This window comes from Pseudomonas viridiflava, from assembly GCF_900184295.1.
In the GTDB taxonomy this organism is placed as follows: domain Bacteria; phylum Pseudomonadota; class Gammaproteobacteria; order Pseudomonadales; family Pseudomonadaceae; genus Aquipseudomonas; species Aquipseudomonas viridiflava.
The window spans coordinates 1475442-1488198 of record NZ_LT855380.1 but is presented as its reverse complement, the minus strand read 5'-3'; the positions used below and the strand labels follow the sequence as shown (position 1 = coordinate 1488198).

Sequence of the window (12757 nt, the reverse complement as noted above, 5' to 3'; positions counted from 1 at the left end):
GGTAACAATCTAGAAGGCCAAGGGTGGCGTGTCTGTAAACATTCGTAAACCGCACCCTTGATGAAGAATTCTTATAACTATTCGTTATTGATCGCTTTCAGATTTCTTGGACCTGCGTACTGGCAAACTGACAACAGCTTCTATACTCACTCCGAATCGCCAGGCCTTTAGCCTTGGCGCCCTGGCAGTGAAGATATAGGGCTTGCTATGGAGTGGCTGGGTTTGAACATGTTCGCCGGGGTCCCGGCGGACGGGCAATTGTTGATCGACTGCAGTCATAATCTGTTTCTGGTTGCGCTGGCTTATGGCGTCGCTTGTGCCGCGTGCTTCGCGACACTGGACATCGCCGACCGGGTCATTCAGGTCGAAGCCCTCAAAAACCGACGCATCTGGAAAGCGCTGGGCGCGCTGTGTCTGGCGGGCGGTGTCTGGGCCATGCACTTCATCAGCATGCTGGCTTTTCAGGCACCGCTGACCATCACCTACGATCTGGGCATCACGCTGGCGTCGCTGCTGATCGTGCTGATGACCGCGCTGTTCGCCATCAAGGCGCTGACCATCCAGACATTGACCCTGAGGCGTTGCCTGACGAGCGCGGTGGTCATGGGCATTGGTATCAGTGCCATGCACTACGTGGGCATGGGGGCCATGCGGTCCGACGCCGTGCAGTATTACGAGCCCAAAACCTTTGCACTGTCCGTAGTCGTGGCCATTCTTGCCAGCGTGGCCCTGCTCACCCTGCCCCGCCATTTGCGGCAGTACAGCGGCATGTTTCATCAGATGTTCCGTTACGGGTTGAGCGTTTTTCTGGGTGCCGGCCTGCTGACCATGCACCTGATGGGCATGCGTGCCCTGCAACTGGTCATCCCGCAGGGTGCGGAGCTGCACATTCCCAGCACTGCAAACAGCCAGCAACTGGGCCTGACCATTGCCGTGATCACCCTGCTGATCATTGCCGGCAGCATCAGTGCGGCGATGGCCGACAAGAAACTGCAAGGCAAGGAGCATGACCTTCAGCGCGTCAATGCGCTGCTCAGCCAACTGGATCAGGCGCGGGTCTCGCTTCAGCAGGTGGCGCATTACGACCCCTTGACCAACCTGATCAACCGTCGCGGCTTCAACCAGATATTCGCTGAAAAGCTGCTTGAACATACGATCGGCCAAGGCATGCTGGCGGTGATGTTCTTGGACATCGACCACTTCAAGCGGATCAATGACAGCCTGGGTCACGATGCAGGTGACGAGTTGCTCAAGGTGATCGCCGAGCGAATCCGCAGTGCCACACGCGTGCAGGATGTGGTGGCAAGGTTTGGCGGTGACGAGTTCTGCATTCTGCTGAGCATCCCCAACTATGAGGAGGCCCGCCACCTGGCCCACCGCGTCATGCACAAGATGAAGGAGACCATCGCGCTGGCCGGAAGACGCATGGTCATGACCACCAGCATTGGTATCGCCGTGTTTCCACGGGACGGTTCAACCTGCGATGAATTGCTCAAGCACGCCGACCTCGCCCTCTACCAATCCAAGGGCAACGGCCGTAACCGGGTCAATTTTTTCAGCCCCGCGCTCAAGACCAAAGCCAGTCTGGAATTGCATCTGGAAGAAGAGTTGCGCAACGCCCTGCGCGAAGAGACTGGCCTTGAGGTGTACTACCAGCCGATTGTCGACCTGCGTACCGGGCACATTGCCAAGCTGGAAGCGCTGGTGCGCTGGAATCATCCGCAGCACGGGCTGCTGGTGCCCGACCGTTTCATCAGTATTGCCGAAGCGAACGGGCTGATTGCCGAACTGGACAACTGGGTACTGCGCCGCGCCTGCCGCGACCTGGGCGCGTTGCGCCTCGACGGCCTGGACAAGCTGATCATCGCGGTGAACTGTTCGGCGCTGAACCTGAGTCGGGACGAGTTGGCCGAAGAAGTCGAACAGGCGCTGACCGAAGCCAATGTCGCCCCGGGTCGCCTGGAACTGGAGGTGACCGAGAACGCGCTGATGGGCAACATCAGCAATACGATCCTGATGCTCAAGCACATCCGCAGCCTGGGCGTCTCGCTATCGATCGACGACTTCGGGACCGGTTACTCGTCGCTCGCCTACCTGAAACGGTTGCCGCTGGACACGCTGAAAATCGACCGATCCTTCATCATCGACATTCCAAAGTCGCCCCAGGACATGGAGATCGTCCAAGCGATCATCGTGATGGCGCACACCCTGCACCTCAAGGTGGTGACCGAAGGTGTGGAGACGCCTGCACAACTGGAGTTTCTGAGTGAGTTCGGCAGTGATTATGTGCAGGGCTATCTGTTCAGCAAACCGCAGCCACTGGAACGGATTCTGCCGCTGGTCAGGGAAATGAACGGTCGAGAACCTGCCAGTCTGTGGCCCGCATCGCTCATGCTGGACGTCAAGGATCGCGATGCGGACATCCCACGGTCACTGGATCTGTTTGACGACCTTCCGGGCGCTGAACATGCACTGGCCACCCGCAGTCCTTCTCGCACACAAAGGTCGCGCTGGTCGGATTGAAAAGGCTGCGTCTGGGTGGCCGATTGCACGGCTGCCGGGTGTAGATTTTCGATACGCTGGAAGGGACGAAGTTACCGTGGCACCCACAAAGGTGCCGTCATAAGCACCTCTATAGCGCACAAATCAGTCAGACGCCCTGTTTTGGATCAACACCCAAGGTGCCACCACCACTGCCCAGAGCAGTGGATCGCTTTCCACAAGCTCCATTGCCTTTGATTCAGACACCTTGCCGACCTTTGTCGCGTCCATCCACGCAGCCACTTTGGCAGCGTCGTTTTCAGCTACTGCCTCGGCAACTTCGATCAGATCCAACGGTGGCTCGACCCACAACAGGGCACCCTTGGCAAAGAATGGTTGCAATTCTTTCCAGCGAATTGAAGCGGTCTCCCCGAGCAGTTTGGCATAGAGGGTGCTAGGTTCTTGCGTCATGGGTTTCACCAGAAAGGAAATCGGCGCAATGATACCGCCGCCTTTCTCGTAGAAAAACCCGGAAGCAAGTGATTGATTGCAGGAAAGCCGCGAAATCCACGACGATCCGGCCGGTCTTCATGACATTGGGGCGGTTGGATTCTGTAACTTTCTTTCGATTAAGCGACACACACCGGTTTACCCCATTGCCCCGTGCTATCCAAGCGATTCACCGGCACTCTAAACTGTTCCGGTACAGTTGGCGGAGCAGGGGAAGATCGGTGTCGAAGCCGGTCCTGTAGCCTTGGCCAGCAGGATTATAAAAACTACAACGCAAGAGTGGAGCATCATGACTAAGGGTACCAAGAAGCTTTCCAAGCTGTTCGCCGCACTGGTTATGGCCGGGGTTGCCAGCCATTCGTTCGCAGCCGACACCATCAAGATCGGCATCGCCGGCCCCAAGACTGGCCCGGTCGCCGAATACGGCACCATGCAGTTCAACGGTGCCAAGATGGCCATCGAGCAGATCAACGCCAAGGGCGGCGTCGATGGCAAGAAACTCGAAGCCGTCGAATACGATGATGCCTGCGACCCGAAACAGGCCGTGGCAGTCGCCAACAAGGTCGTCAACGATGGCGTGAAATACGTGATCGGTCACCTGTGCTCCAGCTCCGCTCAACCCGCTTCCGACGTCTATGAAGACGAAGGCATCATCATGGTGACCCCGGCGGCCACCAGCCCCGACATCACCAGCCGTGGCTACAAACTGGTGTTCCGCACCATCGGTCTGGACAGCGCCCAGGGCCCTGCAGCCGGTAACTACATTGCCGACGTCGCCAAGCCAAAAATCGTTGCTGTCATCCATGACAAGCAGCAATACGGCGAAGGCATCGCCTCTGCAGTGAAAAAGACGCTGGAAGACAAAGGCGTCAAGGTGGCCCTGTTCGAAGGCATCAATGCCGGTGACAAGGACTTCTCCTCGCTGATCGCCAAGCTCAAGCAAGCCAACGTCGACTTCGTCTACTACGGCGGCTACCACCCAGAGCTGGGCCAGATCCTGCGCCAGTCCAAGGAAAAAGGCCTGAACGCCAAATTCATGGGCCCTGAAGGCGTGGGCAACGAGTCCATCTCGCAGATCGCTGGCGAAGCCTCCGAAGGCCTGCTGGTCACCCTCCCGAAATCCTTTGATCAGGACCCTGCCAACCAGGCACTGACCAAGGCATTCCAGGACAAGAAACAGGATCCGAGCGGTCCGTTCGTGTACCCGTCCTACTCCGCCGTTCAGGTCATTGCCGACGGTATCGCCGCCGCCAAGTCCGAAGACACCGACAAGGTGGCTGCTGCCATCCACGCCGGTACGTTCAAGACCCCGATGGGCGAACTGAGCTACGACGAGAAGGGCGACCTGAAGAACTTCCAGTTCGTGGTCTACGAATGGCACTTCGGCAAGCCGAAGACCGAAGCCGCCAAATAAGCAGCTTGCGTTGACAACCGAAGCCCACTGCCACCGCAGTGGGCTTTGTTTTACGAATCATGGCCCGCCTGCCGAGATCCGGTAGAGGCCACCTGAAAATCTTAAAACCGTTACCAGCGGTTCGCTGGCAGCGTCACAGGCAACGCATCGACAGAATGCGTACCCGACGCAGGCCGGAGAAATGCAGATCAGGTTTTTAGGAGCGCGGTAAATGCCCGAGTTATTCCACTACATGCAACAGCTGGTCAATGGCCTGACCATTGGCAGCACGTATGCATTGATCGCCATCGGCTACACGATGGTTTACGGCATCATCGGAATGATCAACTTCGCCCACGGCGAGGTGTACATGATCGGTTCCTATGTTGCTTTCATGGCGCTTGCCGGTCTTGCAATGATGGGTATCGACAGCCTGCCGCTGTTGATGATCGCAGGCTTCGCCGCCTCCATCATCGTGACCAGTGCCTACGGCTACAGCATCGAACGGGTCGCCTACCGTCCGCTGCGCAACAGCAACCGTCTGATTCCTCTGATTTCTGCGATCGGCATGTCGATCTTTCTGCAGAACTCGGTCCAGCTTTCGCAGGGTTCCGGCAACTTTGCCATTCCCAACCTGCTGCCCGGCAGCCTGTCCTTCGGCCCCGGCGGCGCGCAGGAAGTGTTGATTTCCTACATGCAGATCGTGGTATTCATGGTCACGCTCCTGGCCATGACCGGCCTGACCCTGTTCATTTCCCGCTCGCGAATGGGCCGCGCCTGCCGCGCCTGCGCCGAGGACATGAAAATGGCCAACCTGCTGGGTATCAACACCAACACCATCATTGCACTGACTTTCGTGGTCGGCGCCGCACTGGCTGCCGTTGCCGCCATGTTGCTGAGCATGCAATACGGCGTGATCAACCCGAGCGCGGGCTTCCTGGTAGGCCTCAAGGCGTTCACTGCCGCGGTCCTGGGCGGCATCGGTTCGATTCCGGGCGCCGTGCTCGGCGGTCTGGTGCTGGGCGTCGCCGAAGCCTTCGGTGCCGACATCTTTGGTGATCAGTACAAGGACGTCGTGGCCTTCGGCCTGTTGGTCCTGGTGCTGCTGTTCCGCCCGACCGGCATTCTGGGTCGTCCGGAGGTTGAAAAAGTATGAGCAAGTCCTTCAAACAGGCGCTGTTCAGCGCTGCGCTGGTGTGGGCCGTTGCCTACCCGGTGTTCGGCCTGAAACTGGCCTTTTCCGGCGTGACCCTGCAAGTGCAGAACGCCAGCTCCATGACCCTGACCATCATCGCGATCTGCTCGGTCCTGCTGTTTCTGCGCGTACTGTTCGCCGAGAAAATCAGCGGCCTGCGCCGCGGTGAACGCGCTCCATTGATCTCGAAGAAAACCAGCGACTTCATGACCCAACCGAGCACCCAGCGCTGGGGCCTTGCCGCCCTGATCGTGCTCGCGTTCGTCTGGCCGTTCTTCGGTTCGCGCGGCGCGGTGGACATCGCGACGCTGATCCTGATCTACGTGATGCTGGGTCTGGGCCTGAACATTGTGGTCGGTCTCGCCGGCCTGCTGGACCTGGGTTATGTCGGCTTCTACGCAGTCGGCGCCTACGGTTATGCGTTGCTGTCGCACTACTTCGGCCTGAGCTTCTGGGAGTGCCTGCCGCTGGCCGGCCTGCTGGCGGCGCTGTTCGGCTTCCTGCTGGGCTTCCCGGTCCTGCGGCTGAGGGGCGACTATCTGGCCATCGTGACGCTCGGGTTCGGTGAGATCATCCGGATCTTCCTGCGTAACCTGACCGACATCACCGGCGGCCCCAACGGCATCAGCAACATCGAGAAGCCGACCCTGTTCGGCCTGAGCTTCGAACGCCGTGCCGCCGAAGGTGCGCAGACGTTCCACCAGTATTTCGGCCTGGACTACAACCCGATCAGCAAGGTGATCTTTCTGTACCTGATCGCCCTGCTGCTGGCGCTGGCGGCACTGTTCGTCATCAACCGTCTGCTGCGCATGCCGATCGGCCGTGCCTGGGAAGCCTTGCGCGAAGACGAAATCGCCTGCCGTGCCCTGGGTCTGAATCCGACCGTAATCAAGCTCTCGGCCTTTACGCTGGGTGCAGCGTTCGCCGGTTTCGCAGGCAGTTTCTTCGCCGCCCGTCAGGGTCTGGTGACGCCGGAGTCCTTCACTTTCATCGAGTCGGCAATCATTCTGGCCATCGTGGTGCTTGGCGGCATGGGTTCCCAGCTGGGCGTTATTCTCGCCGCCATCGTGATGATTCTGCTGCCTGAACTGATGCGTGAGTTCAGCGATTACCGCATGTTGATGTTCGGTGCCCTGATGGTGCTGATGATGATCTGGCGTCCTCAAGGTTTCCTGCCGATGCAACGACCTGTCATGAAGTTGAAAGCGGAGGCAGCCAAATGAAACAGCCTCTTCTGCAAGCCACAAACCTGAGCATGCGCTTCGGCGGTCTGCTGGCGGTCAATGGCGTCGCCCTGACCGTTCATGAAAAGCAGGTCGTATCGATGATCGGCCCCAACGGCGCAGGCAAGACCACCGTCTTCAACTGCTTGACCGGTTTCTACAAACCCAGCGGCGGAACCATCCTGCTGGACGGCGAGCCGATCCAGGGCCTGGCCGGTCACCAGATCGCGCGCAAGGGTGTGGTGCGCACGTTCCAGAACGTGCGTCTGTTCAAGGAAATGACCGCCGTCGAGAACCTGCTGGTCGCCCAGCATCGTCACCTGAACACCAACTTCCTGTCCGGCCTGTTCAAGACCCCGGCCTTCCGCCGCAGTGAACGCGAAGCCATGGAGTACGCCGAGCACTGGCTGGAGGCCGTCAACCTGAAAGAATTCGCCAACCGCCCGGCCGGAACGCTGGCCTACGGTCAGCAACGCCGCCTGGAAATTGCCCGCTGCATGATGACGCGCCCGCGCATCCTCATGCTGGACGAACCGGCAGCCGGTCTGAACCCGCGGGAAACCGAAGACCTGAAAGCGCTGATCGGCGTGTTGCGAAATGACCACAACGCCACAGTGCTGCTGATCGAGCATGACATGAAGCTGGTGATGAGCATTTCCGACCACATCGTGGTGATCAATCAGGGCACGCCACTGGCCGACGGTACGCCGGAACAGATTCGTGACAATCCTGAAGTGATCAAAGCCTACCTGGGGGAAGCGTAAATGCTGCAGTTCGAAAACGTTTCCACCTTCTACGGCAAGATCCAGGCGCTGCACAGCGTCAACGTGGAAGTCCGTCAGGGCGAGATCGTTACCCTGATCGGCGCCAACGGCGCTGGCAAATCCACCCTGCTGATGACCCTGTGCGGCTCACCGCGTGCGCACAGCGGCAGCATCCGTTACATGGGCGAGGAACTGGTCGGCCAGGAGTCGTCGGTGATCATGCGCAAGAGCATCGCGGTGGTGCCTGAAGGCCGCCGCGTGTTCGCACGCCTGACCGTCGAAGAAAACCTGGCCATGGGCGGTTTCTTCACCGAGAAGGATGATTATCAGGAACAGATGGACAAGGTCCTGCACCTGTTCCCGCGCCTCAAGGAACGCTTCACACAGCGCGGCGGCACCATGTCCGGCGGCGAACAGCAAATGCTCGCCATCGGCCGTGCGCTGATGAGCAAGCCCAAGCTGCTGTTGCTGGACGAACCATCGCTGGGTCTGGCACCGATCATCATTCAGCAGATTTTCGAGATCGTCGAACAACTGCGACGTGATGGCGTGACCGTATTTCTGGTCGAGCAGAACGCCAACCAGGCCCTCAAAATCGCCGACCGCGCCTATGTACTGGAGAACGGTCGCGTGGTGATGCAGGGCACCGGTGAAGAACTGCTGGTCGATCCAAAAGTGCGGGACGCTTATCTGGGCGGCTAGCGAGATGCGTCAGGATCGTGCGCTCATCTCGACACTGATCGTGCCCACGCAGAGCGATGGGCACGATCATCAATGTTTGACAGACTTGTGTATAACGATGAGCGCAGAGCGTGGTAACGATCAGACGCGCCTGCGTGGGCATGCCTTCCTTTACTCACGCCAGACGCTCCAGCGCCGAGCCGCTGCGCTCGAACCAGCCCACCAGATAATCTGCCAGCACCTGCACTCGCCTCGGTACTTCGCCTTCGAAGGGGTGAACCAGAAACATCGGCGTCGTTGCCGTCTGGTAATCCTTGAGCAGCCAGTGCAAGCGTCCTTCATTGATTTCCCTATGCACCATATAGGACGGCAGCCGTGCGACACCCGCACCGGCCAACGCCGCCTTTTTCAGCAGGCTGTAGTGATTGCTGGCAAAGGGACCGTCAATCTGCACACGGGTCAACTCGTGATTCTGATGGTAAAGCCACTGGTAACGCTCGCTGTAATGGCTGTTGATCAGGCATTGATGCTTCGCAAGGTCCTCAGGGGTTTGTGGCCAGCCATGCTCGTCCAGATACCGCGTGCTGGCGCAGGTCAGTTCCTGCATGGCCAATAAAGGCCTGGCCACCAGCCGTTCATCACTGGCGACCTTTGAGCGAACCGCCAGATCGAAACCGTCGCGCCGCAAATCGCGCACGCTGTTACTCAGTTCGAGCTCGATCTTGACCTGCGGATAGGTCTCGTAAAACTCCATCAACAAGCCGTCGAAAAAAGTTTCTCCCAACGAAACCGGCGTGGTGATACGCACCTCACCGACCATCTCGTCACGCATCAACGCCACAATGCTGCGCGCCCTTTCCGTGTGCGCAATCAATTGCCGAGCCTGAGGCAACAACGCGGACCCGGCTGAGGTCAGGCTCAAGGTTCGAGTGGTGCGGTGCAACAACTGGACACCGTAGGTCTTTTCCAGTTGGGAAATCCGCTTTGAAAGGCGTCCCTTGCTGCAACCCAGGCGCTCCGCAGCCGCCGTAAAACTGCCCGCGTCGATCAGTACGGCAAAGGCAGCCAGATCTTCCATCTCGTTCATGAATTGTTTCCCTGTGAGAACCAAAGGTTTCCAATTGGCATCTTTTTCGAAGGATATACGGCTTTCTACACTGGCGGCTCCTTTGATGCCTGTGGAGCAACGCAATGAAAATCCTGTTGATTGGCGCAAGCGGAACCGTGGGTTCGGCAATTGAACGCGAACTCGGCTCACGGCATGAGATTGTGCGTATCGGCCGCAACAGCGGCGACGAACGCGTCGATATCAGCGACAGCGCCTCGATCCGCGCGCTGTTTGAACGCGTGGGCAGCTTCGACGCGCTGATCTGCGCGGCGGGCAGTGTGAAGTTCGTGCCGCTGGCGGACATGACCGAAGCCGATTTCGCCCTGGGTCTTCAGGACAAACTCATGGGCCAGGTCAACCTGCTGCTGATCGGCAAGGCATACGCCAACGATGGCGCGTCGTTCACGTTCACCTCTGGCATCCTGAGCCAGGAGCCGATTGTTTCCGGCGTTTCAGCCAGTCTGGTCAATGGTGCCATTGATGCCTTCGTGCGCGCCGCAGCCATCGAATTGCCGCGCGGCATGCGCGTGAACTCGGTCAGCCCCACCGTACTGCTCGAATCGATGGGCAAGTACGGTGCCTACTTCAGAGGCTTCAAACCTGTTCCCGCCGCAGATGTGGCGCTGGCCTATGCCAAAAGCGTGGAAGGCCTGCACACCGGACAGACGTATCAGGTCTTGTGATGCGGCATCAGTCTGCGTAACGTGGCGGCACTTGTCTGGAGACCCGCCCAATGTTCGCTGCTCGTTCCGTCCTTGTATTCGCCCTTCTGCCGTTGTTCGCCGGCTGCCAGATGCTTGGCATCAAGACCGACACACCGAAAGTCTCGACGGCGGGCATGATCCGCATGCAGGGCGACCTGACTGGCGAGAACGGGCAGTTGATGTTCAAGCCGTGCAACGAGCAGCGTCGCTACGTGGTCAAGGACCGCAACAACACGGGCATCCTGCAGGAGGCTGCGAGCCTGGCCGACAGCAAGGGTCGCGTGTTTGCCGACCTGCGCGGCTCGTTCGCCGCCAGCAAGGCAACCAACAGTGACGGCCAGCTGGACCTGCATCAGGTTTATCGGGTCGAACGTCCCGGCCAGTCCTGCGACGACCTCAACTTCAAACGCCTGACCCTGCACGTCAATGGCAACAAGCCTGCATGGAACGTCAATGTCAGCGGCAAGGGCATGGTCCTGGAGCGCGAGGGCCAGCCGCCGCTTGCCGTGCCTTACCTTGAAGAGCAACTGCCGGATGGCAGCTTCAGTGTCAGCAGCGAAGCCAACAATCAGCGCATCGAACTGTGGGTCGCCCCTCAGCGCTGCGTCGACAGCGTCAACGGTTCGGTGCAACACCTCACCGCCGAGCTGCGTCTCAACGGTCAGGCCCAACGTGGCTGCGGCTATTACGGCGGCTCGCGGGACGACTGATCCATCCCGAGGCAGGGTTTTGGCGACCGATGGCACCCATGGTTGCCAGGACTGCACACCTCGACTCGCCGCCAATGGGGTTCAGCGCTTATAATCGCCGGTTCTTGTAGTGCTGTCGGGCTGAACCTGCGGCCCGAAAACTGGACCCCTTAATGTTACGAATCACCGAACTCAAACTTCCGATCGATCACCCGGACGAAGACCTGCGCCCTGCCCTGCTGCAGCGCCTGGGTATCGACAGCAGCGAATTGCTGGACTTCACCCTCTTCAAGCGCAGCTACGATGCGCGCAAGAAGTCCTCCGAACTGTGCTTCATCTACACCATCGACTTTCAGGTCAGTGACGAAGAAGCGCTGCTGCGCAAACTGGCCAACGACCGCCACGTGGGCCCGGCGCCTGACGTCAGCTACAAGGTGGTCGGCCATGCGCCGGAAGGCCTCAGCGAACGCCCGATCGTCGTCGGCTTCGGTCCTTGCGGGATTTTCGCAGGCCTGTTGCTGGCGCAGATGGGCTTCAAGCCGATCATTCTCGAGCGCGGCAAGGAAGTGCGTCAGCGCACCAAGGACACCTGGGGCCTGTGGCGCAAGAACGTCCTGAACCCGGAGTCCAACGTCCAGTTTGGCGAAGGCGGCGCAGGTACGTTCTCCGACGGCAAGCTCTACAGCCAGATCAAGGACCCGTACTTTCATGGCCGCAAGGTGCTGCACGAGTTCGTGAAGGCTGGCGCGCCGGAAGAGATTCTCTACGTCAGCAAACCGCACATCGGCACCTTCCGCCTGACCGGCGTGGTTGAACACATGCGTCATCAGATCGAGGCACTGGGCGGCGAAGTACGCTTCCAGCAGCGCGTCACTGATCTGATGATCGAAGACGGCCAGTTGAATGGCGTGGTCCTTGAGGGCGGCGAGCAGATCGCGTCGCACCACGTGATTCTCGCCCTGGGCCACAGCGCCCGCGACACGTTCCGCATGCTGCATAGCCGTAACGTGTTCATGGAGGCCAAGCCGTTTTCGGTGGGCTTCCGTATCGAACACCCGCAATCGCTGATTGACCGTGCCCGTCTGGGCAAATACGCCGGTCACCCGAAACTGGGTGCTGCCGACTACAAGCTGGTGCATCACGCCAGCAATGGCCGCTCGGTGTACAGCTTCTGCATGTGCCCCGGCGGCACGGTGGTCGCGGCAACGTCCGAACCGAACCGTGTCGTCACCAACGGCATGAGCCAGTACTCGCGCAACGAGCGCAACGCCAACTCGGGCATCGTGGTCGGCATCACGCCGGAACAGGATTTCCCGGGCAGCCCGTTGGCCGGTATCGAACTGCAGGAGCGTCTGGAGTCTCACGCTTATCTGTTGGGCGGCAGCACCTACGAAGCCCCTGCGCAACTGGTCGGCGACTTCATCGCAGGCAAGGCGTCCACAGCGCTGGGCAGCGTCGAGCCTTCGTACAAACCGGGCGTGAAGCTGGTGGATCTGGCCGAGGCGCTGCCCGCCTTTGCCATCGAGGCCATTCGTGAAGCGCTGCCAGCCTTCGACAAGCAGATCAAAGGCTTCTCGCTGCACGACGCGGTACTGACCGGCATCGAAACCCGCACATCGGCACCGCTGCGCATCACGCGTGGTCCGAACATGCAGAGCCTCAACACCAAGGGCCTTTACCCGGCCGGGGAAGGCGCGGGTTACGCAGGTGGCATTCTGTCCGCTGGCGTGGACGGCATCCGCATTGCCGAAGCGCTGGTACGGGACATGTTGGGCATCGAGGGCTGAAACCCTTGGACCGGGGTCACGGACGCCTTGCCATGCAAGCGTCCGTGACCAATCAGTTCCCACAACTTATAAAGTTACAATTTTCCAGCCAAAACATTAGCTTTCAGAAACTTCCTACGCAATAAACCCGCACTTCCGAATCAACTCGTAACATAACTTACGCTTTATTTTTATAGCGTAACGAACTGTATTATTTATAACAAAAACGAATATAACTTTTGT

General features: G+C 59.3%; 11 protein-coding genes. 9 read left to right on the top strand and 2 right to left on the bottom strand.

What is annotated here, in order from left to right; genetic code table 11:
- Positions 1 to 207 precede the first annotated feature (207 nt).
- A complete protein-coding gene (locus CFBP1590_RS07030; protein ID WP_088234725.1) occupies positions 208 to 2523 on the top strand; it encodes a putative bifunctional diguanylate cyclase/phosphodiesterase in 2316 nt (771 codons plus the stop codon).
- Between the two features lie 123 nt (positions 2524 to 2646).
- On the opposite strand, the gene CFBP1590_RS07025 is transcribed toward CFBP1590_RS07030, so the two are convergent.
- The gene (locus CFBP1590_RS07025; RefSeq protein ID WP_029241304.1) at positions 2647 to 2952 is read right to left on the bottom strand and encodes a DUF2288 domain-containing protein; all 306 of its coding nucleotides are present in this window, start codon (positions 2950 to 2952) and stop codon (positions 2647 to 2649) included.
- A gap of 328 nt (positions 2953 to 3280) precedes the next feature.
- On the opposite strand from CFBP1590_RS07025, the gene CFBP1590_RS07015 reads away from it, so the two are divergent.
- The 5 genes from CFBP1590_RS07015 (at position 3281) to CFBP1590_RS06995 (ending at position 8268) form a co-directional block, all read left to right on the top strand.
- Positions 3281 to 4405 carry a branched-chain amino acid ABC transporter substrate-binding protein gene (locus tag CFBP1590_RS07015; protein ID WP_004887851.1) on the top strand — a complete coding sequence of 375 codons (1125 nt, stop codon included), beginning with the start codon at positions 3281 to 3283 and terminating at the stop codon, positions 4403 to 4405.
- A 211-nt stretch (positions 4406 to 4616) separates the two neighbouring features.
- Positions 4617 to 5540, top strand: a complete 924-nt coding sequence (gene livH / locus CFBP1590_RS07010) for a high-affinity branched-chain amino acid ABC transporter permease LivH (RefSeq protein ID WP_088234724.1) — start codon at positions 4617 to 4619, stop codon at positions 5538 to 5540.
- Entirely contained in the window at positions 5537 to 6802 is a 1266-nt protein-coding gene (locus CFBP1590_RS07005; protein WP_004887848.1) for a high-affinity branched-chain amino acid ABC transporter permease LivM, read from the top strand. Before livH ends, CFBP1590_RS07005 begins: the two co-directional genes overlap by 4 nt.
- Positions 6799 to 7566 carry a high-affinity branched-chain amino acid ABC transporter ATP-binding protein LivG gene (gene livG, locus CFBP1590_RS07000; protein ID WP_029241302.1) on the top strand — a complete coding sequence of 256 codons (768 nt, stop codon included), beginning with the start codon at positions 6799 to 6801 and terminating at the stop codon, positions 7564 to 7566. Before CFBP1590_RS07005 ends, livG begins: the two co-directional genes overlap by 4 nt.
- Entirely contained in the window at positions 7567 to 8268 is a 702-nt protein-coding gene (locus CFBP1590_RS06995) for an ABC transporter ATP-binding protein (RefSeq protein ID WP_004887844.1), read from the top strand.
- A 154-nt stretch (positions 8269 to 8422) separates the two neighbouring features.
- On the opposite strand, the gene CFBP1590_RS06990 is transcribed toward CFBP1590_RS06995, so the two are convergent.
- On the bottom strand, positions 8423 to 9334 hold the full coding sequence (locus CFBP1590_RS06990; RefSeq protein ID WP_058430689.1) for a LysR family transcriptional regulator: 912 nt from the start codon (positions 9332 to 9334) through the stop codon (positions 8423 to 8425).
- A 104-nt stretch (positions 9335 to 9438) separates the two neighbouring features.
- Between CFBP1590_RS06990 and CFBP1590_RS06985 the strand changes: the two genes are divergently transcribed.
- The 3 genes from CFBP1590_RS06985 (at position 9439) to CFBP1590_RS06975 (ending at position 12535) form a co-directional block, all read left to right on the top strand.
- Positions 9439 to 10038 carry a short chain dehydrogenase gene (locus CFBP1590_RS06985; protein ID WP_088234723.1) on the top strand — a complete coding sequence of 200 codons (600 nt, stop codon included), beginning with the start codon at positions 9439 to 9441 and terminating at the stop codon, positions 10036 to 10038.
- 50 nt (positions 10039 to 10088) lie between these two features.
- A complete protein-coding gene (locus CFBP1590_RS06980) occupies positions 10089 to 10769 on the top strand; it encodes a COG3650 family protein (RefSeq protein ID WP_088234722.1) in 681 nt (226 codons plus the stop codon).
- A gap of 152 nt (positions 10770 to 10921) precedes the next feature.
- Entirely contained in the window at positions 10922 to 12535 is a 1614-nt protein-coding gene (locus CFBP1590_RS06975; RefSeq protein ID WP_088234721.1) for an NAD(P)/FAD-dependent oxidoreductase, read from the top strand.
- Positions 12536 to 12757 lie beyond the last annotated feature (222 nt).

Bases quoted from the DNA above. Each gene is read 5' to 3' on its own strand.
- CFBP1590_RS07030 (WP_088234725.1), top strand. From the start codon at position 208: ATGGAGTGGCTGGGTTTGAACATGTTCGCCGGGGTCCCGGCGGACGGG.
- CFBP1590_RS07025 (WP_029241304.1), bottom strand. From the start codon at position 2,952: ATGACGCAAGAACCTAGCACCCTCTATGCCAAACTGCTCGGGGAGACC.
- CFBP1590_RS07015 (WP_004887851.1), top strand. From the start codon at position 3,281: ATGACTAAGGGTACCAAGAAGCTTTCCAAGCTGTTCGCCGCACTGGTT.
- livH (WP_088234724.1), top strand. From the start codon at position 4,617: ATGCCCGAGTTATTCCACTACATGCAACAGCTGGTCAATGGCCTGACC.
- CFBP1590_RS07005 (WP_004887848.1), top strand. From the start codon at position 5,537: ATGAGCAAGTCCTTCAAACAGGCGCTGTTCAGCGCTGCGCTGGTGTGG.
- livG (WP_029241302.1), top strand. From the start codon at position 6,799: ATGAAACAGCCTCTTCTGCAAGCCACAAACCTGAGCATGCGCTTCGGC.
- CFBP1590_RS06995 (WP_004887844.1), top strand. From the start codon at position 7,567: ATGCTGCAGTTCGAAAACGTTTCCACCTTCTACGGCAAGATCCAGGCG.
- CFBP1590_RS06990 (WP_058430689.1), bottom strand. From the start codon at position 9,334: ATGAACGAGATGGAAGATCTGGCTGCCTTTGCCGTACTGATCGACGCG.
- CFBP1590_RS06985 (WP_088234723.1), top strand. From the start codon at position 9,439: ATGAAAATCCTGTTGATTGGCGCAAGCGGAACCGTGGGTTCGGCAATT.
- CFBP1590_RS06980 (WP_088234722.1), top strand. From the start codon at position 10,089: ATGTTCGCTGCTCGTTCCGTCCTTGTATTCGCCCTTCTGCCGTTGTTC.
- CFBP1590_RS06975 (WP_088234721.1), top strand. From the start codon at position 10,922: ATGTTACGAATCACCGAACTCAAACTTCCGATCGATCACCCGGACGAA.